Genomic DNA, 24,462 nt, shown 5'->3' on the forward strand with positions numbered 1-24,462 from the left:
CACTAGATTTGCTTAAGAATAAATAAATCGCAATTTTTTTTAACCACAAAAGTCACAAAAGTTTATTAAAGACTTTAGTTATTTCTAAAGTTAATACATTGCGCATAAGAAGTACACTTAAGTTGTGTGAAAATCTTTTGTAGTTTAAAATCAGCGTACAAATTTGTGTTATCTGTACAGCAATATTTGTGTAATTTGTGTTTAAATCAATTAAAATCAGCGTAAAAATTTGTATAATTTGTGTTTAAATAAAATAAAAATGAAGAATATTTTCATAGCCGTTTTGCTGGCAGGTTTTTGCTCATTAAGCGGGCAGGAGATCAGAGCCTATCAGTTTTATGACAAGAAAGGGAAAGAAGTAAAGACTGAAAAACTGGTTAAAGAACTGGCTGAATATGATGTGGTTTTCTTTGGTGAAAATCATAACAGTTCTATCAACCATTGGCTTCAGCTGAAAGTGACGGAAGGTTTATTTCAAAAGAAAAACGGACAGATCATCCTGGGTGCAGAAATGTTCGAAAGAGATAATCAGTCGCAGCTGAATCAATATCTGGAAGGAAAATTTGATGCTAAAACATTGAAAGATTCCGCCCGTTTGTGGAATAATTACGCAACGGATTACAAACCTTTGGTTGATTTTGCTAAAGCTAAAAAACTGAACTTTATCGCAACCAATATTCCAAGAAAATATGCGTCTCAGACGGCAAAAGAAGGTTTGGAATCTTTGAACAAATTAAGTGACAAAGAGAAAGCTTATATCGCTCAGCTTCCGATTAAAGTAACGCTGGATACTCCCGGGTATCAGGAAATGAAAGCGATGATGGGTGATCATGCGGAAGGAACAAAAGTGATGAATTTCATCTCCGCACAGGCTACGAAAGATGCTACCATGGCTGAATCTATCCTGAAAAGTATGCAGGCCGGAAAAACGTTTATCCATTACAACGGAAATTATCACAGTAAGGAATTCGGTGGAATTTTTTGGTACATTAAGCAGAAGAACCCGAGTCTTAAAATGGCGGTGATCTCTGTTTTTGAATCTGAAGATCCTGAACTGAAAGTTCCTGCGAAAGAATATAGCCCGACAGATTTCAATCTGATCATTCCGGCTGATATGACAAAAACATTTTAAAATTCAATAGAAACGGGCTTTGGTCCGTTTTTTTTTGTTTAAAAATCCTGAACAGTTTGTATAAAACCTCCATTCCAGTTACCTGTTTGAGGGACATTATTTATCTTTGTATCACAAATAGTAAAAATGAAAAAATTATCTTTTCTGCTTATCCTTTTTATTGGTTTTATCAACGCACAAAAGTTGACACCCGGTGAGATTTCGATCATTAATAAAGGGGATATCAATATGGCGATGCCAATTTATCAGACTACAGACGCTGATCAGCATAAAACTTTACTTAGCCTTTCCTCAGAAATCAACCCAGTGGAGCCTAATACCGCTGTTTTAGTGAAAAGAATGAAAGAATCTTTGCTTTCAACAGACGGTGGAGTAGGAATTGCGGCACCACAGGTCGGAATCAACAGAAAAGTGATTTGGGTACAGCGTTTTGACAAAGAAGGAAGTCCATTGGAATATTTCATCAATCCGGTGATTGTCTGGAGATCAGAATTACAGAATCTCGGCCCGGAAGGAGATTTATCCATTCCCGAATTCAGGGATCAGTTTTACAGAAGCAAAGTGATTCAGCTGGAATATGTGGATTTGAAAGGACAGAAATACTCAGAAATCGTGGAAGGCTTTACCGCAGTAATTTTTCAGCATGAAATAGACCATCTTTTCGGAATCCTGATTTCAGATAAAAAAGAAAAAGAGAAGAACGATTCTTATAAGAAAGTGGATGCTTTTAAAAAGAGTGATTCGACAACGAGATAATTGTTTTTTTCTAAATATAAATTCAATTTTTCTTTAAGTTTTTACCATACTTTTTTAATAGAATAATTACTTTTTGTTTCTTGTATATGTACATTTCGGGAAATTACTACAGCCCCAGAAAGATCCATATTGACCATTTCTTTTAATAAGGTTCCCCCCACAATCTGGACATGAAATATTTCGGTTGATAGTAGAGTTGGCTATTATTTTTTTATCTTCAGTACGGTTGTTTTTCCTTGCAGTGAGGATTGTTGCGACAATTTCGTTCCTGGTCCGTTCATATATATAGGCAGAGTCATATTTTTTTATGGTTTTGATTAACTTATTGGTATAAACAACATCAGTATATGTTTTGGTCTTTAGGGTTGCCCTTTTTGTAAATGTAATTATTGAGTAATATCGTAAATAAGGATAGTTTTTCAGGACGTGTTTTAAAGCATAAATATGACCCTGATTTTGTAAAATAGGATTGTAAAACTTACGTCTGTACTTATAAATAACCTGAAACCAATACCTGTCTTTTTCATAGCCTAAAATCCAGCCTTTATAATTCTTGGTTTCAATAACGAATATTCCATAATCTGAAACAATAATGTGATCTATTTGTGAAATGGAGCCTTTAATCTTTAATTCTATATTATTCAGGACAATATATTCTTTATTGTTTAATCTTTTAAGAATTTCAGAAACCCTGCGTTCACCAATATACCCCTTTATTTTTGGAGTGTAATATCTAATGATTAAGTACAGGATGCCTAAGATAAAAATGATTAAAAAACTACTGTCCATGCTGTTTTTACACTATTTCTGTTGATGTTTTTTTGTTTTCCATTAGTAAATAAAAAATCTGTCTCCAAAGAAACAGATTTTTTATTAAAAAGGAATTAAACTTAGTTATTCGTAACCACAATTTTCACCTCCATATTATTTCTCGTCGCATTGGAATATGGGCAAATCTGGTGTGCTTTTTCCGTCAAGGCCTGTGCTTCTTCGATAGAAACTCCGGGAATATTCACATCCAGTTCTGCTGCCAGACCGAAACCACCATTTTCAATCTGTCCGATGCTGATCTTAGCAGTTACGGTTGTTTCTCCTGTTTTGGTTTTCGCTAAACTGATCACTCTGTTAAGCGCACTGTCAAAACAAGCCGAATATCCGGCTGCAAAAAGCATTTCAGGATTGGCAAAATCATCATTACCACCACCTAAAGCTTTAGGCATTCTTACTTCAAGATCCAAAACTCCGTTTTCACTTTTTACATGGCCGTTTCTTCCGCCCTGTGCAGTTACCTGTGTTGTATATAACGTTTTCATTTATTTTTCTATTTTGTTTAATATTTTTTGGATAGTTTCCTTAAGATGAATAAGATCTTCTGTTTCTACTCCGATCTTATTCTGTATTTTTCCGGGAATTTCACATGCTTTTTGCTGCAGTTTTTTCCCAGCTTCAGTTAGGAAAACTTCAACAACTCTTTCATCCTCTTTTTTTCTTTTTCGGTCGATGATTCCCTTGCTCTCCAGTCTTTTTAGAAGAGGCGTTAAAGTTCCACTGTCCAGAAAAAGTTTGTCACCGATATGGCTGACTGCAAGACCGTCGTTTTCCCATAATACCATCAAAACGAGATACTGCGGATACGTAATGTCAATTTCATCAAGAAACGGACGGTAAAGTCCCGTAATCTCTTTCGCAATCACATAAAGCGGAAAGCAGATCTGGTTGTCTAGTTGTAACGATTTTGAATTTTCCATAAGGCTGAGCATGAAAGGTTTGTTGTGAATATATTACTTTTTGATGATGAATTCCTCCATAGGAACTCTTACTTTTTTCATCGTTGAAAGCCAGTCTTTTTCTTCATCTCTATACCCAAGATACAGAAGGCTGACACTTTTTAATCCTAATTCTTTTAATCCAAGAATTTCATCTACCACTTCATTGCTGAATCCTTCTGCCGGCGTACTGTCGATTTTTAATTCCGCAGCCTGAGCCAAAGCAAACCCTAAAGCAATATAAGTCTGGCGGGCTGTATGGGCAAAATGTTCCGCAGAAGTCTGATTGCCATACATTTGTTTAAGCATATCCGTATAGCTTCCAAAGCGGCCCTGTGGCAGTTCTCTTACATCGGTATGATGGTCATACACTTTATCAATTTTTTCATTGGAGTAGCTGTCCCATGCGGCAAAGACCAAAACGTGTGAAGAATCTTTCATCACTTCAGGGTTTAAAGCTCCGGCTACCATTTTTTCTTTTAATTCCTGATTTTCCACTACAATGATACGGAAAGGCTGAAGTCCGGATGAAGTAGGAGCCAGTCTCGCTGCTTCTAAAATAGTATTAAGATCTTCCTGTGATACTTTTTTTGACGGATCATAAGCTTTTACAGCGTGTCTCCATTGTAAGTCTTGTATTAATGACATTTCTATTATTTTAAATTATACTTCTTTATTTAATCATCCCGGAAAAAAAATCCGGAGATGAATTTCTTTAGCAAATGTATGACTAATTAGATTGTGTGCAATTTAATTTTGATAGATTTAATTTATAGCGATCTTAGAAGAAACCGAAAATAGGGATATTACGGGTTGAAGAGTTTGAGGGTTTAGATTTTGAGGGTTTGAGGGTTTTAGAGTAGATGAGTTTGAAAGAGGGTTGCTAGTTTCTGGTTGCTAGTTTAAAATAACATTGCATAATTATAGTTACATCATATTTTATATCTGTTGTCTGAAATCTGAAGTCTAAAATCTGAAATCTTGTGTCTGCAATAAAAATTCACCTTTCACTTGCGAAGCAAAATTCACCATTGACATTTCTAAATGGTAGCCTCAACCTAAAATCAGATATCTAAAACAAATGTTTTATCCCGAACTCACGTTAAAACAATAAAAATCCCCATCATTCTCTGTGATGGGGGATTTTGAAGGATGTGGTTGGTTTTTTTCATCGGCCTGCTTTAAGTGCAGTATTTCGATTGGAAGGAGAGGAAATCCTTGTTAGGGAATTTCATTCACCTGTTTGATAATATTGGTGTTATTTTCTATACCTATATTATATGCTTTTCCTCTTTTTTTACTCTGGCTTGTTTTTTCCAGAAGGGCTTTATAATCTTCCGACTTTTTAGACAGGTAAAAGATCTGTGGACTTATTCCAATGGATACACGGGTGAATTCCTCCGGTTTTTCCGGATCTTCAGTGACATCAGTGATGACAGAGTTATTATACCAGGTCAGGTTCTGTGAACTTGAGTTTCCGGAACAGGATGTGATCATAAATAGTAGTAATAGTATATAAGTCCAGGGTTTCATAGAAAAAATATTTAGTAAACAGCTCCTGCAATTAAATTATTAAAACGGCAGAAGCTGTATAAGTTAATTAAAATCCACAGCTTCCAACATTTGGAGCCGGAGATGGAGAACATCCTGAAAGTGATGAGAATATCGTCAGTACACAATTCGTGTTCACTAAGTTATTGTCATACAGGTAAGAATTGGAAGGGCTTCTGTAGTACACATTTCCTGCAGTATTAGCATAAGAAGATACTGATGCAGATCCACATGTCGTGTTGATACAGGCGTTTCTCCATGCTGTATCCGTTACAGGTCCGCTAGGGAACAGAGAAGGATCAATGATTCTTTTTTCAGTAACGCCGGATGCATTTTTATAGCTTACCAGAATGGCAACGTGATAACTCCATGCAACGCAGCAGGTACCGGTAGAAGCTTTTAAGTTTCCGTATACAAATTGTTTTTCACAATCGTAGCCGTTGTTGATCAGGATTTGTCTCATTTTGTGAGCTCTTGCATAGCATCCGTCTACAGGATATCTGAAGGTAATACATGGCGAAGATGCTGTAGAAGTACCGCAAGCCTGATTTTTGATCAGGGCAAACATGCTGTTCAGGGTAGCTACGTTAGGCAGAACGCTGGTTAATTTGTTCGTTTCACTTTTAGCCTCTTTTGTATAAGCAGATTTGAAGAAACGTACATCTTCTTCGCTTCCTTTTTCTACTTTCGCAATTTCATGCGTGTTTGGCTTGATGAAAACCTGAATTGGAGATTCGTTTTTCACGGCTTCTCTGATCAGGCTGATGTACGCTTCATTCTCCTTTGTAGGCGTGATGGTATAAAACTGAGCTGTAACGATGAAAGATACTTTCAGGGTACCGTTTTCATCTTCAATTCCTACAGGAATCGTTTTTCCAAGAGCTGTCAAAGGCTTGTTGCTCGTTTCGTTCTGACTCATTTGCTGTTCTGCGTTAGAGTCGTTACAGGCATTGAATGACAAAGCTGCCACGAATACCATCATTGATAACAGAAATTTTCTCATAATTTTCATAGTTTGGTGGTTAGTAATAAAATGTATTGATCTAAGTTTTGGTGTGTGTCGTTTTCCAGTGAATAATAAAAAAATAGTTCACTTTAATGTGATATTAAAAGTAGACAAAAATAGTATACTGACAAATTATTTTTCAATAAAATGTTAATTATTTTAACATATGCTTGAGTTAAACCTGTATTTTAGGGGTTTTGAATGGTTTTTTATTATTAATATATCGGTGGGGTTTCGATAATCGTAAAACCTAAATCGCAAGCAGAGAATGACAAGAAGTGTGTTTTGAGACTTAAAAATGTAAAAAACTACTAATTAAAACATATAAAAAATGTCTGCTTATCGTTTTAATTGTTTCATCATCGCAAGGGTAAACAAAGGTTTTTTGAAATGAAACAACTTTAATAAAGATAAACAAAGGCATTCTATTTAAGAGCGTAAAACAAAAAACACCGGAAAAATCTCAAAAATTCAGAGGTTTTGATTGATGTGAAAATCTTGTATTTCGGAGATAAGTGAAACGCCTTTGTTTATCTTACTTTAAAGAAATTAAAATTAATTCTTTGTTTTTCTTTGTGTTAAAGAAAAAAAGCATTCTATATAATGACAACTCATTAAAATATAAAAAGAAAACCGACTGTAGAACTACGGCCGGTTTTTATTGTTATTGCGAAGAATATTATTTGTTTACAAGCTCAGCGCCGAAAACATCTGCAAAGTGCTTTCTGATCTTAGCTTTTAAATCTTCCACTTCCTCAGTAGTCAGATCTCTTTCAAGTTCTCTTTTTACAGAAGTTACCTGCTTGTCTTTGATACCGCACGGAACAATATATTCAAAATAACGCATATCAGTATTGACGTTTAAAGCAAAACCATGAAGCGTTACCCATCGTGATGCTTTCACACCCATTGCGCAGATTTTTCTGGCATAAGGTTTTCCCACATCCAGCCAAACTCCGGTTTCGCCGGGTGAACGTTCTCCTTTGATTCCAAATTCACCAATGGCCCTGATGATCACTTCTTCCAGATTTCTCATATACAGATGAATATCCGTAAAGAAGTTTTCAAGATCCAGAACAGGATAGCCAACAATCTGTCCGAAACCATGATAAGTAATATCTCCACCACGGTTAACTTTCACAAAAGTGGCATCAATTTCTTTCAGTTTGTCGGTTCCGGCAAGCATATTTTCTTCATGACCGCTTTTTCCCAAAGTGTACACATGAGGATGTTCTACCAATAAGAAATGGTTGGATGTCGTCATGTGCTCTTCTGCCGGTAAATCACGGTTTTTAATTTTGGTATCAATGATATTTTTCATCAGACTCTCCTGATAATCCCAGGCGGGCTGATATTCTTTGATACCCAGATCTTCAAATTCTACTGATTTATTTTGATTTGTATTCATACGTTGCTGTCTGTTTTCTTAATGACCATGGAGTTGTGACGTCCTGCCATTTTTCTGACATACAAATTTAGTGAATTTTAACCTTTTATAGAATGGATAAAATCTATGGCAGCATTCTTCCAGTCTTTATGATTCAACAGCGTATGCACAAAGGCTGTTCCGATAATTCCACCGTCTGCTTTTTCAGTTACATTTTCAAAATCTTCTTTAGATTTAATCCCGAAACCAATCATCACTGGATTCTTAATTGGAAGGGAAGCCAGTCTTGAAAGATAGTTTTCATTTTTCAGAACTGCATTGCCATTTCCGGTGGTTGACGATGAACTTACCGCATACAGAAACCCGGAACTTAAAGAATCTAAGTATAAAATTCTCTCGTCGGAAGTTTCAGGAGTTACCAGAAACGTAAAATTAAGGTTATACTTTTTTATGATCAGGTGATAATTGTTTTCAAATTCAATCGGAGGAAGATCAGGAATGATAAGCCCCGAAACTCCGCTTTCCGAACATTCTTTACAGAACTCTTCAAAACCGAAACTCAAAACCGGGTTGATATAGCCCATCAGAATAATAGGGATCTGTATTTTGTCTTTGACCGTTTTTAGTTGAGAAAACAGTTTTTCAATGGTCATTCCGTTCTTTAAAGCCTGCTCATGGGCCTGCTGGATCACCGGACCATCTGCTACCGGATCCGAATAAGGCATCCCGATTTCCATCATATCCGCTCCGGACTGCTGGATCAGTTGTATAATATCAGCGGTATCTTCCAGTTGCGGAATTCCTGCTGTGAAGTATATGTTTAGTTTTTTCATTGTTATAATAGATGTTAGAAATTAGAAATTAGAGATTAGAAGTTAGAAGAGGTATTATAAATTGGAGGTGCTAAAGGACTAATTTCTAATCTCTAGCTTCTAATTTCTCTTAAATACGTTTCCATATCCTTATCCCCACGTCCGCTCAGGCAGATCACGACAATATCATTTTCCTTAAATTTCTTCTTATCCAAAACGGCGAGAGCATGAGAACTTTCCAGCGCCGGGATAATTCCTTCCAGTTTTGTCAGTTCAAAAGCAGACTGTAAGGCTTCCTCATCATTGATGCTGAAAAACTCAGCGCGTTTTTCTTTAAATAAATGAGCATGAAACGGCCCGATTCCCGGATAGTCAAGTCCTGCAGAGATCGAGTGGGGCTCAATAACCTGTCCGTCTCCTGTTTGCATCACAAGACTTTTGCTTCCATGAAGAACGCCTAATGTTCCCAGGAAAGTAGTTGCAGCTGATTTTCCGGAATCAACGCCTAATCCGCCAGCTTCCGCAGCAATGATTTTCACTTCTTTTTCTTCCACAAAATGATAGAAAGTTCCCGCTGCATTACTTCCTCCACCTACACAGGCGATCACATAATCCGGATTTTCCCTTCCTATTTTCTCCTTCAGTTGCTCCCTGATCTCTTTTGAAATAATACTTTGAAACCTAGCCACTAAATCAGGAAACGGATGAGGACCTACCACACTTCCGATTACGTAGTGGGTTGTCACAGGATTATTGATCCAGTCTCTAAGAGCTTCATTCACTGCGTCTTTCAGTGTTTTTGAACCTGAGGTTGCAGGGATGACTTCTGCACCCAGCATTTTCATTCTTGCAACATTCGGAGCCTGTCGCTGGATGTCGATTTCACCCATATAGACGATACATTCCAGACCCAGTAAAGCACAGGCCGTAGCGGTAGCCACGCCATGCTGTCCGGCACCGGTTTCAGCAATAATTCTGGTTTTCCCCAAACGTTTTGCTAAAAGAACCTGTCCCAGGGCATTGTTGATTTTATGGGCTCCCGTATGGTTGAGGTCTTCTCGTTTTAAATAGATCTGAGTATTGTATTTGTGACTTAAATTCTTAGCGAAATAGAGTGGTGTAGCACGTCCAACATAGTTTTTAAGCAGGTCCTGATACTCATTCTGAAACTCCTCGGATTCTATGATCTCAAGATAATTTTTCTGCAGTTCCTCTACATTCGGGTACAACATTTCTGGGATGAAAGCGCCTCCGAATTCACCATAATATCCGTGTTCATCAGGGTTTTTATAATTCATTGTATTATTCTTTAGTGATTAAATAAGCATTGTTTTCCGGGCTAAGCTGTCTGAGCAGCTCTTTTTTTTCTTTGGAAGTATTAAAAATTAAAATATCATCATCTTCAGAGCTGATCCATCCGGTTTCATCATTTTCAAGGATGGCTTTGGCTTTATCTTCCAAAATTTCAATATCACAGAGATGATAAAACGGTCGCAAATCTGTAAAACAGAATCCTATAGTTTCAAGATTCCTCTGAATGACATTTTCTGTAAAAGACCGGACCAGTTGCGATCCGTATCCTTTTTTCTCCTGAGCAGAAACCAGACCAACGGCCTCCGCAAAGGAATATTGTTTTCCGGAGATCTCCAGCACAAAATCAAAATTAAGCCGGATAACCGAAAGTATCTCTTCTTCAGAGTTTAACAGCAAATGAAATTCCGAATCTTTAAAGGAAGTGCGAAAGTCTGAAGGTGTCATCTCGCTCCACTCCGAAACGTCCCAAAGTTTCAGAATAAATCCCGTCTCGTGATCCGTCAGTTCGCTTGGTTTTTTAATTTGATAATTCATCAGTTAAGCTGTTGATAAAATGGATGTTATGATTACGTTGCTGTCTTGTGATCAGTTTTTTATGATGCATAAATTCAATTTTGCTGGTGAGATCAATTAATGTCGCTGTGTCTATTTTAGATTCATACATCGTGACCGCAATTTCCAGGTTGTCAATTAAAAAATAAGGATCGGAATCTTCATAAAGCAAAAAAATCTTCGCATAAATCTTTCCGAGGTCATATTTGATATTCGCCCTGACATGGCTGTCCAAAAATTTATCAGAAATAATAACCAGATAGTAACTATTCCAAAGACTGATCCTTTCAAAGAAATACTGGATATCACTCTCATCAAAGCTTTTGATAATGCCTATAAATTCCTGCAGCTGCCCGTCTATGGTCCAATATTCCGTATCACTGTCATTTTGAGAAACAAAATTATACAGAGACTGGATTTTTTTATTCCCGAATTTTGGCGGAAATAAGGTTTTATAAAATGTTTTTTTTAACTGATGTATGTTCATCATCTTGGTGTGTATTTTTTAGAGAGTCCCAAAGGGACGATTTAACTGTAGTAAAGGATGAAGTCCTTTACTTCTATCATTGCATTTAATCCCAAACGTATTTTTCATCATAATCAATATGATGCTTTTCCAACATTTCAATCACTTCATCCTTGAATTTTTGCTTCTGATGATGAATCCGCTGGTTTTTGATATACTTGATGACCCTATTCACTTCATCTCTACAAACTGAAAAAGCTCCATATCCATCCTGCCAGAAGAAGGTTTCATATTGAGGCCCTTTAGTCTTTATCCATTTTGAAGAATGGGCCTTGATTTCCTGAACCAGCTTCATCAGCGGTATTTTCCGTGAAAGAAGACATAAAATATGAATATGATCATCACTTCCACCTATCTGCAGGGCCGGACTTTCAAAATCCTTACACAATACTGCGATATAGGAAAACAACTGTTTTTATATTTCTTCATCAATGAAATCCTGCCGGTACTTTGTACTGAAAACAATGTGGATGTAGTTTTTTACTAGGGACTGGGGCATTTTATTTGTGTTTTTTATTAATGTGATCGGACTACATCCGATCTTTTGTTAAATCGTCCCTTTGGGACTCTTTCGATGTAATTTTATTTTTTTATGTGTTTCATTAATCGGACTGTATCCGATCTTTTGTTAAATCGTCCCTTTGGGACTCTTTCGATGTAATTTTATTTTTTTCTGTGTTTCTATTAATCGGACTGCATCCGATCTTTTGTTAAATCGTCCCTTTGGGACTCTTTCGATGTAATTTTTTTATTTTTTCCAGGTCTTTATTTCCCGGTTCTATTTCAAATTTTGAATTGATATCAACAGCAAATGGCTTTTGATTCAAAAGTTTGATATCTTCGATGTTTTCTTCTGAAATTCCACCACTCAGAAGATAGGGGAGCGGAATCTCTAATTCATTTAATAAGGTCCAGTCGAACTGTTTTCCAGTTCCTCCGAATGCTTTTCCGTCTGTATCAAAAAGAAAATAATCGACAATGGAAAGATGAGAATTGATCGTGTTTTCTATTTTTTTTCTGGTTTCCACATCATTATTTCCAATCCTGATCACCTTTATGATTTTAACATCCGGTTGCAGTTTTTGTCTTAATTCAATAATAAAATCTTCACTTTCATCACCGTGCAACTGAATCAGGTTTAATTCTGCCTGTTCAGCAATTTGAACAATTCTATCAATTTCTTCATTCACAAAAACTCCTGTTTTCCCCTGATGACCGATTTGAGCAATATCTTCCGGTTTCAAATGATTCAGAACATATCTCGGCGATTTTTCATAGAAAATAAAGCCAAGAAAATCTGTTTTCATGGAAATCAGTTCATGAATTTGATCTGGTTTTATTAAACCGCAAACTTTGAGTTTCATTTTGCAAATTGTTTAGAAATAATAATCCCAAAGCCGTCCGGGTCGAGAAAGTAAATTCCATTCTCCTTCCAATAAGGATTCTTAGGTTGCAGCATGGGGATTGTATGCTTTTTGAGATTTTCTGTGAAGTTTTGAAAGTCAGATTTTAATTCCGGATAAAACACCAATAAGTCATCTTCATCAAAAACCTGCATTGGGATTTCATCTGAAACGGTAAATTCCAGATGCCAGTTTTCATCTTTTTTTCCAAGAAAAATGCCATCATACCCGGCATGGTTTTCAAAAGTCCCCAAAATTTCAAAATTGAGAACAGAGGTATAAAATGCTTTGATTCTTTCTACATCTGTAGTATGTCTTGCGTATCTGAATTTCATATTAATTATTGTATTGCTATATTAGAAATAAATTCACTGAATTTGTTTCCAGGATCTTCATTTTTCATAAAATATTCTCCCATCAGGAAACCATCGAAGCCTTTTTCCTTTAAATATTTAAAATCTTCGATATTGTAAATTCCGCTTTCTGCCACAGACAAAACATCTTTCGGAAGCTGGTCTTTTAAAAGGACAGAATGTTGAAGATCAACTTTAAAATCCTTTAAATTCCTGTTGTTGATACCTACGAGATCTATTTTAGAATTAAAATGCTGTAACTCTTCTTCCGTATGAATTTCCAGCAAAACTTCCAGATCCAGCTCGTGGGCCAGCTCAGTAAACTCCTGAATCTGATTGGGAGATAGACACGCCGCAATCAGTAAAACCGCATCAGCCCCAATGCTTTTGGCTTCATAAAACTGGTATTCATCCACCATAAAATCCTTTCTGAGAATAGGAATGTTGATGTGATTTCTTACATTCAGAATATCATCAAAACTTCCTCCAAAAAAGTCCTTATCGGTAAGAATTGAAATTCCAGATGCTCCAAAACTTTGATAAGAAGAAGCCACTTCCAGAGGCTGAATCCGATCATTAATGATCCCTTTTGACGGAGATTGTCTTTTAAATTCGGCAATAATTCCGCTTTTGTTTTTTACAGATTCTTTAAGAGAAAAAGTTTTTCTTCCGAAAAATTCAGAATTCTTCAGTTGATCAATTGAAATGCTAGCTTTTGAAGCTGCGATTTCTTCTTTTTTTCTTGCAATAATTGTATCGAGTATTGTCATGTTTCCTTATAGAAGTTAGATGTTAGAAATTAGAAGTTAGATGTGCTCGAGAATAGTTTATAAAGTGTTATCCATTCACCAATAATTCAAGGCTTCTCAGTGCTTTTCCGCTTTCCAGACTTTCTTTGGCCATTAAGAGACAGTCTTCATAAGTTCCGAATTTCTGGGTGTGGAAAAGGGCAGTCGATGCATTGGCAAGAACAACAGAATTCTGCTGTATTGATCCGTTTCCTTCCAGAATATTTCTGAATATTTTTGCAGATTCCTGAGGTGTTTCACCAGCCAGAATACTTTCCGGACTTACGGATTCAAATCCCAGATCTTCTGCTGAATAAATTTCTTCACCGCTTTTTGTAATGATTTTACTGTCCTGGGTAAGACTTATTTCATCATAACCATCCAATCCATGTACGAGGATAAATTCACGTTCTTCTTTCTGTAACAGATATTGATAAATTCTTGCAATTTCAAGATTATAAACGCCAATCACAGAATATTTCGGTTTTGCAGGATTAACAAGTGGACCCAGAAGATTGAAAAATGTTCTCAGCCCCAACGCTTTTCTCAAAGCACCTACAGACTGAAGGGCAGGATGAAAATAGGGAGCGTGCAGGAAACAGATATTGGCTTTATCAAGATCTTTATTCAATTCGTCTGAATTGTTTTTGAACTGATAGCCAAGTTCTTCCATGACATTAGATGATCCTGTGGTAGCTGATGCCCCGTAGTTTCCGTGTTTTGCCACCTTCTGTCCAGTTCCTGCAACCACAAAGCTTGCCAATGTTGATATATTGATGGTGTTTTTACCATCACCTCCGGTTCCTACAATATCCATCGTATCATGGTGGTCAAGATGTATAGGAACAGCCATCTGCAGAAGTGCTTCCCTGAAACCTTCCAGTTCTTTTAAGGTAATGTTCCGCATTAGAAAAACGCTGATAAAGGCGGTCACTTCTGCCGAATTAAATTTATTCTGGGCAATTTCAATCATCGTTGCCTTCGCCTCAGATTTGGACAAAGTATGATGATTGAACAGGTATTGTAATATTTCTTTCATTTGTGGAGTTTTTATGGTTGTTACGTAATCGTTTTCTGTTGGTTTCATAATTCTACGGGGTAAGCAAATTGCATTAAGGCTTCAGTTGAACTGAAATTAAGTTTCTCTGCAAGTCTTTCTAAAACTTCTTCGTCTGCAAGATTTAAATTAATGTGTAACTGATCAAAGATTATATAGAGATCACAATCATATTTTGGGAAATCAAATAATTCTAAATACAGCGTAATCCTTTCATTTACATTATAATCAAGTTCTGAACTTGAAATTAAAGACTGGGCAAATAATTCGATTTGAAAACCACTCCAATTGCGAACATCTTCTTTTATTTTTTCAAGAATATGCTCACTGGAACTTTGAATGAGCCTTATGACATGATCAGTACCATGGCATTCACTCCACCAATCACTGTCCCAGTTCTCATGCTCCAAAATGTAAGCATAGATCTGTAGAACTTCTTCATCAGAACTTTGGGTTTTGCTGTTTTGAGCATATGTTTCTTTTTTGGTGAGAAACTGTTCAAACTCTTCCTTAGTCATCTCAGTTCAGTAAAAAATTTCGGATAATCACTTCTCCATCCGGAGTTAAAATGCTCTCCGGATGGAACTGCACGCCATGTACATCGTAAGTTTTATGCTGCAGAGCCATGATCATTCCGTCCTTATCTACAGCGGTGATTTCAAGATCTTCCGGGAAACCTTCCGGATTGACTGCCCAACTGTGGTATCTTCCTACTTCCATTCCTGAAGTCAGATTTCTGAAAATTTTGGTATTTTCTTTCACCAGCTCAGCAGAGGTTGCTACCCCATGAAAAATTTCTGAAAGATTGATCAGACTTCCTCCAAAAGCTTCTGCGATAGCCTGTTGTCCCAGACATACACCCAGGATACTTTTAGTAGAAGCATATTGTCTGATCAAATCGAGTAATATTCCGGCTTCCTCGGGTATTCCAGGGCCTGGAGAAAGAATAATTTTATCATATTTTCCGATCTCTTCCAAAGTAATCTGATCGTTTCTTACAACATCTACTTTCTGATCCAGAATTCGTTCAATGATCTGCACAAGGTTGTACGTAAAACTATCATAGTTATCAAAAACCAGAACTTTAAGTTGAGTAGGAGTTTCCGGTTGGTTTATATTGTTGCTCATTTTTTGTTTTTTTAATGGGTTGGGGAGTTTTGCTAGTTGCTAGTTGTCTGTTATTGTTAATTTATAACTCATCACTTTTAACTCATCACTATTTTACCGGCTTTGTCTACCGCTTTTTTCAGTGCATTTAATTTATTGTTCACTTCCTGCAATTCATTTTCAGGGACTGATTTTGCGACCAGTCCGGCTCCGGCCTGATAATAAAGGGTATTGTTTCTGCTTAAAAAAGTACGGATCATAATCGCCTGGTTGCAGGTTCCGTTTAATCCAATCATTCCGATGCATCCTCCGTAATAACCTCGGGAGTCTTTTTCGTACTGATCGATGAGCTGAAGGGCTTTATGTTTTGGGGCGCCGCTTAGAGTTCCCTGTGGAAAGGTAGCGGAAACCATGTCAAGCGGATTGATATTTTCCGGAAGATCAGCGGTCACTTCACTTACCATATGAATGACATGGGAGAAAAGCTGGATCTCCTTAAGTTTGGTAACGGTTACGTTTTTGCCCAGTTTTCCAAGATCGTTTCTGGCAAGGTCTACCAGCATAGTATGTTCTGCATTTTCCTTTGGATCGTTTTTCAAAGCTTCAATAGACTGAAGATCTGTTTCCAGATGCCCTGTTCTTTTAAAAGTCCCTGCAATAGGGTGGATGATAGCCTTATTATCTTTTATAATTAATTGACTTTCAGGACTTGATCCGAATAATTTATAATTTCCGTAATCAAAAAAGAAAAGATACGGTGACGGATTGATATTTCTAAGCGCACGGTATACATTGAATTCGTCCCCCTTGAATTTCTGTTCAAATCTTCTGCTTAACACCAATTGGAAAACATCCCCTCTCATGCAGTGTTTTTGAGCTGTTTTTACCAATTCGATATATTCTTCATCGGTAAGGTTAGACGTTTCGTTTTCTACTTTTTCGAAAGGGTAGACCGGAGTATTTTGGTTACGGATCAGATTTTCAAGCAGATAAAGTTCAGATTTCAAACCCGGAATCTGATTTTCAATGATATGCATTTCATCATTGTAATGATTGATCGCAATGACATATTGATAGAGTCTGTAACGTAGAATCGGGATTTCAACTTCCGGACTCTGTGGCTTCAGATGAATATCCTCAAAGAACTGTACCGCTTCAAAACTGGTATAGCCAAAAAGACTCTGAGCCGTCTGTTCGATTGGATCATGTGTAGTTTCACACTCGAAAGTACTTTGAAATTCATCAAAGATATCAGTAAGGTTTTTATCCCCAATCAACTGTTTTACAGGATCTGAACCCGGAAGCTTGATTTCAAATTCAGTCAGGTTTTTAACTTCAATTCCTGCCACAGCATTCACAGCAATAAAGGAAAAGTTATTGTCAATATTCTTTGAGTCTGAACTTTCCAAAAGAATCGTATCCCTGAACCGGTCTCTGATCTGAAGATAGATATTCATGGGAGTATAAAGATCTCCCAGTGTTTTTTTGGAATCGGTTTTTATTTTAATTTTTTGAGTGGTCATCTGACGTGTATTTTTTTGTTTTGAGTGAAATAAAAAAGGCTTTAACGGAATCCGTCAAAGCCTATATATTGTGTATTTTAATTATTCTGCTAAACCACTAGCAACATGACAATACCTCCAGACCCGACGAAGAGTTTGAAAGCCACCACCAAATATTGTTGCTCATGTTAATCATGTGACAAATGTAGAAATTTTTTTTATACAAAAACAAGAAAAAGTCCGAAAATTAAAAAACTTAAAAGAGAAATCCTTTATTTAAGCTGCTTCAACTCTGTTTTTAATTCCTCGATTTTTGCTTTGCATTCTTCACTATCATAGCTTTTTAGATAATCTTCCAGTGCGGCAATATATTCTTCTATGAATTCTTTATTTGTTTTGTCCGCCTCATATTTGATCTTAGCCGATTCTATCGGAGCCATTTTTTCATACTTCAGCCTATTGCTTCCTTCCTCAGACTGATTATAAAGAATCACGATGTTTTTCTCGTACCCCGGAATATATTTTACCGGGAAATATTGGCCCATCGCAGGAATTCTGATGGCATTTTCAATAGGGTAGACGGTCGCACTGGTCGTCGAAAAGAATGTTGAAGTAAATTTTCCGTCCTGTTTTTTAACAATCGCTTCGTAATCATGAATATACATGTCATTCAGCGTGGAATTGGTCTCTACATCGGAAGTGATGATCGCCGTACTTTCAATACCGTATTTATTTAAAAACCAGGCATTAAGATACTGTCCGGCAACACCATTCAATATTGCTAAAGGAATAATAGGAGCAAGAAACCATGCTTTTTTGGTCACAAAAGAAAGCAGACTAAAGAATGCCAGCAGAATAATCACAGTATAAAAACCATGATGACTGGTGAAAAACAGAATTTTGGAGATGAAAATCATAGCTTAAATTTAAAACTATCGGTACAAATAATCATTATCTAAACATTAAATTTCCGGAGAAATATTGGTAACGCGAACATTTGTCATGAGTTTAAACGCTTATTTTTTATATTTTTGTCTAAATTTTATAGAAAAAATAATGAGAAAAGTATTAGCAATTGCATTTATCGGAAGTTTATTAGTGGTAAACTGTTCTAAGAAACCAGACCATACATTACAGGACAGCAACACGATGCTTGAAGAGCCTGAAACTACGACAGTAGTAGACTCTACAGCTAAGAAAGCGGCTCCAGCTGCAGCTGCAACCCCAGCACCAGCTACTCCTGAAGCAGCTAAAACAGATTCTACTGCAGCAAAAAAATAATGAAAAAACTCCTTTTGGCAGGAGCTATGGGATTTTTGATCCTATCCTGTTCTAAAAAAGAAAATACGGAGGCACAAGGTGTACCCTCTGAGACATCCGCTGTTTCAGAGCCGGTAAAAGCGGCTAATCTTTCAGGTGATCAGATCATCGAAACATTAGACTGCTCAGGATGCCATGCCGTGAATGAGAGAATGATAGGACCTTCTTACAAAGAGATCGCAGGAAAATATTCTGATAAAGATATTGAAATGCTGGCCTCGAAAATTATAGAAGGCGGAAGCGGAGTTTGGGGAGGCGTTCCGATGGCTCCTCATCCACAGGTATCTAAAGAAGATGCTAAAAAAATGGTAGAATATATTTTGAGTCAGAAAAAATAAATATGACTACTGAAAAATCCAGTCTGCACACAAGAAATCTGCATCGCAATCCCTATGATTTTGATCAGCTTATTTCTTGTGTGCCAGAACTGAAGCACTATGTTTTTGTTAATGCTTACCAAACGAAGACCATTAACTTCAGTCTTCCCAAAGCGGTGAAACTGCTTAATCAGGCATTACTTTTACATTTTTACAACATTAAAAACTGGGATATTCCTGAGGCTAATCTATGTCCTCCTATTCCCGGACGTGCCGATTACATCCATTATATAGCAGATCTTTTAGCCGAGCTGCAAACTGAAATCCCGACGGGGACTTCTGTATCAGGTTTAGATATTGGAACTGGAGCGAATCTTGTTTATCCCTTGCTAGCCCACCGATCTTACGGGTGGAAAATGCTTGGAACAGAGATCAATAAAGATTCGTTAGAAAATGCTCAGCAAATTTTAGATCACAATCCGGATTTATCACCTGCTATCCAATTAAAACAGCAGCCCGATTCCCATCATATCTTCAAAAATATCATCGGGGCCGGCGACCGTTTTACATTTTCTATGTGCAATCCTCCTTTTCATGATTCTGAAGAATCTGCCATGAAAGGAAATCTTAGAAAAACAAAAAATGTCAATAAATCAGAGGCTAAAAAGACTTTACTTAATTTTGGCGGACAGCAGTCGGAATTGTGGTGTGAGGGTGGTGAGATCGCTTTTATTTCAAAAATGATCGAGGAAAGTGTTCAGTATTCCTCACAGGTTCTCTGGTTTACGTGTTTGGTTTCTAAAAAGGATAATCTTCCTAAGCTGAATTCTCTTTTAAAGAAAGTCAAAGCAGTAGATGTCAAAACCATCGATATGGCTCAGGGACAGAAAGTGAGCAGAATGCTGGCGTGGACTTTTATTCCCCGGAAAGAGAAGAAAGATTGGCTTTAACGTGAATTGTCAATTTTGCTTCGCAAGTCAATGGTGAATGTTAATTTGGGTGAATAGTTTTAATGGCCGGAGATAATGTCAATAGTGAATTTTGCTTCGCTAGTCAATTGTCAATAATAAATTTGTTCAAAGAAATTTCCTGCGAGCCCATTCAAAATTGATGGCGTTGGTTTAAACTATTCACACTATCCTCTAATTAATTCACTACGAAGTACATTCATAATTGACCATTCACATTTAAACCGTTAATCTTCAATGATAACCTCCATCAATAAATTCACTGCGAAGCATATTGACTATTGACCATTCACATTTAACTGCTATTCCTAATGATAATCATCTTCAAAGAATTCACTGCGAAGCAAATTCACCATTGCCCATTCACAATTAAAAAAATCATCATTGACAAATCACTAAAAATGCCTAAATTTGTACGCTTTTAGAAAAATAAGAAATGCAATTATCAGAACAAGAAATCATTAGAAGAGAAAAGCTGAACAAGCTTACTGAAATGGGAATAAATGCGTTCCCTGCGGAGGAGTATACGATTACAGATACTACAGAATCTATAAAACAGGATTTTTCTGAGAATAAACAGGTGAAGATCGCTGGTAGATTGATGTCTCGCAGAATTCAGGGAAAGGCTTCTTTTGCTGAATTGCAGGACTCTAAGGGTAAGATTCAGGTGTATTTCAACAGAGACGAGATCTGCCCGGGTGATGATAAAGAGCTGTACAATGAAGTGTACAAGCACCTTTTGGATATCGGAGATATTATCGGTATCGAAGGAACTTTATTCACGACTCAGGTAGGGGAAATGACGATTTTAGTAAAGAACTTTACGCTTCTTACTAAAGCTTTACGTCCGCTTCCTCAGGCTAAAACTGACGAAAATGGAGTAGTACACGACGGATTTACAGATCCTGAACTGAGATACAGACAGCGTTATGTAGATTTAACGGTTAATCCGCAGGTGAAAGAAATCTTCGTAAAAAGAACAAAAATGTTCAATGCGATGAGAACTTTCTTCAACGATGCCGGATATTTTGAGGTGGAAACACCAATTCTGCAGTCGATTCCCGGAGGAGCAGCGGCAAAACCGTTTATCACGCATCACAATGCTTTAGATATTCCATTATATTTAAGAATCGCGAACGAATTATATCTGAAAAGACTGATCGTTGGTGGTTTTGACGGGGTTTATGAGTTCTCTAAAAACTTCAGAAATGAAGGAATGGACAGAACACACAATCCTGAATTTACAGCGATGGAGATCTATGTAGCGTATAAAGACTACAACTGGATGATGGATTTCACAGAAAAACTGTTGGAATTCTGTGCCAATCAGGTAAACGGAAGTGCGGAATCTACTTTCGGAGAACATACGATCAACTGGAAAGCGCCTTATCCAAGGGTTTCTATGACAGAAGCGATCCAAAAATATACAGGTTTCGATATCACAGGGAAAACCGAGCAGGAACTGTTTGATTTTGCTAAATCTATCGGAATTGACGTCAATGAAACGATGGGGAAAGGAAAATTAATTGATGAGATCTTCGGTGAAAAGTGCGAAGGAAACTTCATTCAGCCGACATTCATCACAGACTATCCGATTGAAATGTCTCCATTGACGAAGAAACACAGAAGTAAAGAAGGCTTGACTGAGCGTTTTGAACTAATGGTTTGCGGAAAAGAAATCGCTAATGCTTATTCCGAGCTGAATGACCCGATTGACCAGAGAGAACGTTTCGAATCTCAAATGGCCTTATCAGAAAGAGGAGATGATGAAGCGATGTTCATCGACCAGGATTTCTTAAGAGCATTGGAATATGGTATGCCTCCAACTTCCGGATTGGGAATTGGGATGGACAGACTGATTATGTTCCTTACAAACAATGCATCTATCCAGGAAGTATTATTCTTCCCTCAGATGAGACCGGAAAAAACGGTTCCTCAGATTGAACTCGGTGAAGATGAAAAGGTAATTCTGGAAATTTTGAAATCAGGAGAACAGCTTGCTTTAAATGATGTGAAACAACAAAGTCAGCTTTCCGGTAAAAAATGGGACAAAGCATCTAAAACTTTGACGAAGAATAATTTGGTGAAAGTAGAGAAGATTGATGAGGTTCTTTTGATGAAACTCGCTTAAGCTTACTTTAAAATAAATAAAAACCGGCACAGAATCACTCTGTGCCGGTTTTTTTATTTCTTTAGCCGGATCTTACTTTCTCTGCTTACTGAATGAAGCCATCAGATAAAACAAAAACGGAAGGATAAACAAAGAACCGAGCATCAGTGCCCAACCCAAAGCATTAATGGTTTTTGGTGGAGCCATGTGTTCCAGTAACGAAAGATGCTGTCCGTTTCCAAGCAGAATGATATCGGGATTGTGCTGATAGGTAGCTGCAATCAGGATCATCACCATCTGAAAACCAGCTAAAGCCCTTACAGGAAGCAGTTTTCGCTTATGAAGGGCTCGAAGGATCAGTCCTAAAGCGACAGTAGCAAAGGAAATCGCCATGATACCCAATGGTTTTGAAAACACCCACATCACAAGAGGGATATCAGAAATGGAAGCGGTTAAAAATACCAGCATCCCCGTAACCACGACAAAAACCATCGTCTGTCTGGATTTTTTGATCATCAGGGTAAGATCCATTTTGTCACGGGTTTCCCTTAATGAAAAGATAGAAGCCAGATAAGCACAAAGTGCCACTGTAAAAAGACCTACGGAAACACCGAACCAGTTCAGCCAGCTGAATATATATAAGTCTAAAAATCCAACTGCGTCAGGATTGATTGAGTGTGAAACCGTTGCAGCAGCGATCAGTCCTAAGAAAAATGGTGTCAGCAGACTTGCATAATAGAAAACCTGCGTATATAAAACCTGCATATTGTCTTTCACCGCATCATAATGTCTGAAGGTAAAAGCAGTTCCCCTTGCAATAATACCTAAAAGCATCAGAACCAAAGGGATATGAAGATAGGTGGACATCGTAGTGTAAATCTCAGGAAATCCTACGAAAAGAATTACAATCGCAATGATCAGCCACATATGATTGGCCTCCCACACCGGGGCTATGGATTCGTACATAATCTCCTGGGTTTTGTGACGGGCTTTTTTATGGGTGAAAAGCTCTACAATTCCGGCTCCGAAATCAGCACCGCCCAAAATGATATACAGGCAGATAGAAAGCCATAGAAATCCTATTACTACGTAGATCATGATTTTTTGTTTTTATCGTTAAACTGAGCGTCTGTAGGGTCGTAAAGTTTAGGTACCATCTGGATCTGTCTTTTTAAAAGGAAGATGATGATCAGGGATAATGATACGAAAATAGCGGTAAAGAAGTAAAAAGAATACTGTATTCCCGGCATTGGAGTCACTGCATCTACCGTTTTCATAATTCCGTAGATGATCCACGGCTGTCTTCCTACTTCGGTCACTGTCCATCCTGCTTCCAAAGCTATATATCCGAAAGGAGTCGCGAACAGGAATGTTTTTAAAAGCCAGTTTTTAGTCAGCCACTCCTTTTTAAAGAAGAAAGCATACAGATAAATACTTCCGATAATGATCATCACCACTCCGAAGAAGATCATAATTTGAAACGCATAATGGACAACAGCTACCGGAGGCCACTCGTCTCTTGGGAAATCATTTAATCCTTTCACTTCATGATTGAAATCGTTGCTTACCAAAAAGCTTAATACTTTTGGAATTTTAATGGCATATTTTACTTCACCTTTCTCCTGATCAGGAATTCCGCCGATAATGAACGGGGCTCCTTTTTCAGTTTCAAAGTGAGCTTCCATCGCTGCCAGTTTTATAGGTTGTCTTTCCGCAACAGATTTAGCGGCTACGTCACCACTTAGAGGGGCTCCAAATGCTCCGATTAAAGCAAATCCGGCTGCAATCCTGAATGCTTTGGTATGAAATTCCACATTTTTTTTCTTCATAATTAAAAAGGCGTGAACCCCTGCAACGGCAAATCCTGTCGCACAGAACGCAGCCACGGTCATATGAAGAGCCTGAGGAAACCAGGCATCATTAAACATCGCTTTGATAGGATCTATATTTAAATACTGTCCGTTGATATAATCGAAACCTGTCGGTGAATTCATCCATGCATTAGCGGCAACCACAAGAATACCGGAAGCCAGTCCGCTAAGACCTACCAGAAATCCACAGAACCAATGGAACCATTTATTGAATTTTTCCCAGCCATATAAAAAGAACCCGATGGCAATGGCTTCAATAAAAAATGCGGTTCCCTCAAGAGAAAACGGCATTCCAAAGATGGGTCCGGCGTGTTTCATAAATCCCGGCCACAGAAGTCCAAGTTCAAACGAAAGCATGGTTCCTGAAACGGCTCCGGTAGCAAACAGAATCGCAACTCCCTTGCTCCAGGCTTTTGTAAGGCCTTTATATACTTCATTATTGGTCTTAAGGTATTTCCAGTGAGCGAAGGCCATCAGAAAGGGCATCACCATTCCCACACAGGCGAAAATGATATGAAAGCCCAGCGAGAGAGCCATCTGCGCGCGGGCTGCAATAAAATCATCCATATAATCAACTTTTGAGTAAATAAATTTAAGCATAAAATACGGATGTATAATATGATTTTATACAGATGCTATTTGGGAAATAGGTAATAACTTTAAACTTTTTTAACCTGATTTTGGAGTGGTAAAATTAAGAGGAAGAGCTGGCAGAAGAAAGATTTTATGGTGCATTCATTTTTAACGGGGACTTTAAAATTTGATGGAATTGCTTTAAACAGTAGTCATTCTTTGGTCTGAATAACTTCCCTCTTCCAGCCTCATGCTTCCTGAACTTATTAAAAACGAAAATATCTTATCCCG

General features: G+C 37.5%; 28 protein-coding genes. 6 read left to right on the top strand and 22 right to left on the bottom strand.

The annotated features are described in order from the left end of the window. The first annotated feature begins 259 nt into the window (after window positions 1–259). Both BUA72_RS11035 and BUA72_RS11040 read left to right on the top strand, forming a co-directional pair. A complete protein-coding gene (locus BUA72_RS11035; protein WP_072922952.1) occupies window positions 260–1,132 on the top strand; it encodes a ChaN family lipoprotein in 873 nt (290 codons plus the stop codon). 126 nt (window positions 1,133–1,258) lie between these two features. Further along, the gene (locus tag BUA72_RS11040) at window positions 1,259–1,888 is read left to right on the top strand and encodes a peptide deformylase (protein WP_072922953.1); all 630 of its coding nucleotides are present in this window, start codon (window positions 1,259–1,261) and stop codon (window positions 1,886–1,888) included. A 66-nt stretch (window positions 1,889–1,954) separates the two neighbouring features. On the opposite strand, the gene BUA72_RS11045 is transcribed toward BUA72_RS11040, so the two are convergent. The 20 genes from BUA72_RS11045 to BUA72_RS11140 form a co-directional block, all read right to left on the bottom strand. Then, window positions 1,955–2,677 carry an NERD domain-containing protein gene (locus BUA72_RS11045; protein WP_072922954.1) on the bottom strand — a complete coding sequence of 241 codons (723 nt, stop codon included), beginning with the start codon at window positions 2,675–2,677 and terminating at the stop codon, window positions 1,955–1,957. 101 nt (window positions 2,678–2,778) lie between these two features. Then, window positions 2,779–3,201, bottom strand: coding sequence for an organic hydroperoxide resistance protein (locus tag BUA72_RS11050; RefSeq protein ID WP_034726364.1), 423 nt, complete (start codon window positions 3,199–3,201; stop codon window positions 2,779–2,781). Further along, entirely contained in the window at window positions 3,202–3,636 is a 435-nt protein-coding gene (locus tag BUA72_RS11055; RefSeq protein WP_047449087.1) for a MarR family winged helix-turn-helix transcriptional regulator, read from the bottom strand. Between the two features lie 33 nt (window positions 3,637–3,669). Further along, window positions 3,670–4,302, bottom strand: coding sequence for an NAD(P)H-dependent oxidoreductase (locus BUA72_RS11060; protein WP_072922955.1), 633 nt, complete (start codon window positions 4,300–4,302; stop codon window positions 3,670–3,672). A gap of 573 nt (window positions 4,303–4,875) precedes the next feature. Beyond that, window positions 4,876–5,187: a hypothetical protein gene (locus BUA72_RS11065; RefSeq protein WP_139259589.1), complete on the bottom strand. Its 312-nt coding sequence runs from the start codon at window positions 5,185–5,187 to the stop codon at window positions 4,876–4,878. Between the two features lie 67 nt (window positions 5,188–5,254). Next, a complete protein-coding gene (locus BUA72_RS11070) occupies window positions 5,255–6,208 on the bottom strand; it encodes a protein-glutamine glutaminase (protein ID WP_139259590.1) in 954 nt (317 codons plus the stop codon). Window positions 6,209–6,890: 682 nt separating this feature from the next. Further along, window positions 6,891–7,619 (bottom strand): lipoyl(octanoyl) transferase LipB, encoded by a 729-nt coding sequence (gene lipB / locus BUA72_RS11075; protein ID WP_072922956.1) that lies wholly within the window; start codon window positions 7,617–7,619, stop codon window positions 6,891–6,893. A gap of 77 nt (window positions 7,620–7,696) precedes the next feature. Beyond that, window positions 7,697–8,431, bottom strand: a complete 735-nt coding sequence (trpA, locus tag BUA72_RS11080; protein ID WP_072922957.1) for a tryptophan synthase subunit alpha — start codon at window positions 8,429–8,431, stop codon at window positions 7,697–7,699. 92 nt (window positions 8,432–8,523) lie between these two features. Further along, the gene (gene trpB, locus BUA72_RS11085) at window positions 8,524–9,708 is read right to left on the bottom strand and encodes a tryptophan synthase subunit beta (protein WP_072922958.1); all 1,185 of its coding nucleotides are present in this window, start codon (window positions 9,706–9,708) and stop codon (window positions 8,524–8,526) included. A gap of 4 nt (window positions 9,709–9,712) precedes the next feature. After that, window positions 9,713–10,258, bottom strand: coding sequence for a hypothetical protein (locus BUA72_RS11090; protein WP_072922959.1), 546 nt, complete (start codon window positions 10,256–10,258; stop codon window positions 9,713–9,715). Continuing rightward, window positions 10,242–10,766 (bottom strand): hypothetical protein, encoded by a 525-nt coding sequence (locus BUA72_RS11095; protein ID WP_047448350.1) that lies wholly within the window; start codon window positions 10,764–10,766, stop codon window positions 10,242–10,244. The genes BUA72_RS11090 and BUA72_RS11095 overlap by 17 nt, the downstream gene beginning before the upstream one ends. A gap of 82 nt (window positions 10,767–10,848) precedes the next feature. Further along, window positions 10,849–11,211 carry a transposase gene (locus BUA72_RS11100; protein ID WP_228407863.1) on the bottom strand — a complete coding sequence of 121 codons (363 nt, stop codon included), beginning with the start codon at window positions 11,209–11,211 and terminating at the stop codon, window positions 10,849–10,851. A 301-nt stretch (window positions 11,212–11,512) separates the two neighbouring features. Further along, window positions 11,513–12,109 carry a phosphoribosylanthranilate isomerase gene (locus BUA72_RS11105; protein ID WP_262484401.1) on the bottom strand — a complete coding sequence of 199 codons (597 nt, stop codon included), beginning with the start codon at window positions 12,107–12,109 and terminating at the stop codon, window positions 11,513–11,515. Between the two features lie 53 nt (window positions 12,110–12,162). Beyond that, a complete protein-coding gene (locus BUA72_RS11110; RefSeq protein ID WP_083544185.1) occupies window positions 12,163–12,540 on the bottom strand; it encodes a VOC family protein in 378 nt (125 codons plus the stop codon). 5 nt (window positions 12,541–12,545) lie between these two features. Beyond that, window positions 12,546–13,328, bottom strand: a complete 783-nt coding sequence (trpC, locus tag BUA72_RS11115; RefSeq protein WP_072922962.1) for an indole-3-glycerol phosphate synthase TrpC — start codon at window positions 13,326–13,328, stop codon at window positions 12,546–12,548. 67 nt (window positions 13,329–13,395) lie between these two features. Further along, on the bottom strand, window positions 13,396–14,385 hold the full coding sequence (gene trpD / locus BUA72_RS11120; RefSeq protein ID WP_072923171.1) for an anthranilate phosphoribosyltransferase: 990 nt from the start codon (window positions 14,383–14,385) through the stop codon (window positions 13,396–13,398). Between the two features lie 44 nt (window positions 14,386–14,429). After that, window positions 14,430–14,921, bottom strand: a complete 492-nt coding sequence (locus BUA72_RS11125; RefSeq protein WP_072922963.1) for a hypothetical protein — start codon at window positions 14,919–14,921, stop codon at window positions 14,430–14,432. 1 nt (window position 14,922) lies between these two features. Continuing rightward, window positions 14,923–15,531, bottom strand: coding sequence for an anthranilate synthase component II (locus BUA72_RS11130; RefSeq protein ID WP_072922964.1), 609 nt, complete (start codon window positions 15,529–15,531; stop codon window positions 14,923–14,925). Window positions 15,532–15,608: 77 nt separating this feature from the next. Further along, window positions 15,609–17,033: an anthranilate synthase component I family protein gene (locus BUA72_RS11135; protein WP_072922965.1), complete on the bottom strand. Its 1,425-nt coding sequence runs from the start codon at window positions 17,031–17,033 to the stop codon at window positions 15,609–15,611. A gap of 251 nt (window positions 17,034–17,284) precedes the next feature. Then, entirely contained in the window at window positions 17,285–17,929 is a 645-nt protein-coding gene (locus tag BUA72_RS11140) for a hypothetical protein (RefSeq protein WP_072922966.1), read from the bottom strand. A gap of 139 nt (window positions 17,930–18,068) precedes the next feature. Here BUA72_RS11140 and BUA72_RS11145 point away from each other — a divergent pair, with 139 nt between their 5' ends. From BUA72_RS11145 to lysS, 4 genes are all read left to right on the top strand, one after another. Further along, window positions 18,069–18,293: a hypothetical protein gene (locus BUA72_RS11145; protein WP_072922967.1), complete on the top strand. Its 225-nt coding sequence runs from the start codon at window positions 18,069–18,071 to the stop codon at window positions 18,291–18,293. Beyond that, window positions 18,293–18,670: a c-type cytochrome gene (locus BUA72_RS11150; protein WP_072922968.1), complete on the top strand. Its 378-nt coding sequence runs from the start codon at window positions 18,293–18,295 to the stop codon at window positions 18,668–18,670. The genes BUA72_RS11145 and BUA72_RS11150 overlap by 1 nt, the downstream gene beginning before the upstream one ends. A 2-nt stretch (window positions 18,671–18,672) precedes the next feature. Next, window positions 18,673–19,599, top strand: a complete 927-nt coding sequence (gene rlmF, locus BUA72_RS11155) for a 23S rRNA (adenine(1618)-N(6))-methyltransferase RlmF (protein ID WP_072922969.1) — start codon at window positions 18,673–18,675, stop codon at window positions 19,597–19,599. Between the two features lie 454 nt (window positions 19,600–20,053). After that, window positions 20,054–21,748: a lysine--tRNA ligase gene (lysS, locus tag BUA72_RS11160; protein WP_072922970.1), complete on the top strand. Its 1,695-nt coding sequence runs from the start codon at window positions 20,054–20,056 to the stop codon at window positions 21,746–21,748. A 72-nt stretch (window positions 21,749–21,820) separates the two neighbouring features. Here lysS and BUA72_RS11165 read toward each other — a convergent pair whose 3' ends face one another. Both BUA72_RS11165 and BUA72_RS11170 read right to left on the bottom strand, forming a co-directional pair. After that, window positions 21,821–22,825 carry a cytochrome d ubiquinol oxidase subunit II gene (locus BUA72_RS11165; protein WP_072922971.1) on the bottom strand — a complete coding sequence of 335 codons (1,005 nt, stop codon included), beginning with the start codon at window positions 22,823–22,825 and terminating at the stop codon, window positions 21,821–21,823. After that, window positions 22,822–24,165, bottom strand: a complete 1,344-nt coding sequence (locus BUA72_RS11170) for a cytochrome ubiquinol oxidase subunit I (protein WP_047449077.1) — start codon at window positions 24,163–24,165, stop codon at window positions 22,822–22,824. Before BUA72_RS11170 ends, BUA72_RS11165 begins: the two co-directional genes overlap by 4 nt. Window positions 24,166–24,462: the final 297 nt, after the last annotated feature.

Origin of the sequence: Chryseobacterium sp. OV279 (assembly GCF_900128945.1) — a bacterium.
Lineage (GTDB): Bacteria > Bacteroidota > Bacteroidia > Flavobacteriales > Weeksellaceae > Chryseobacterium.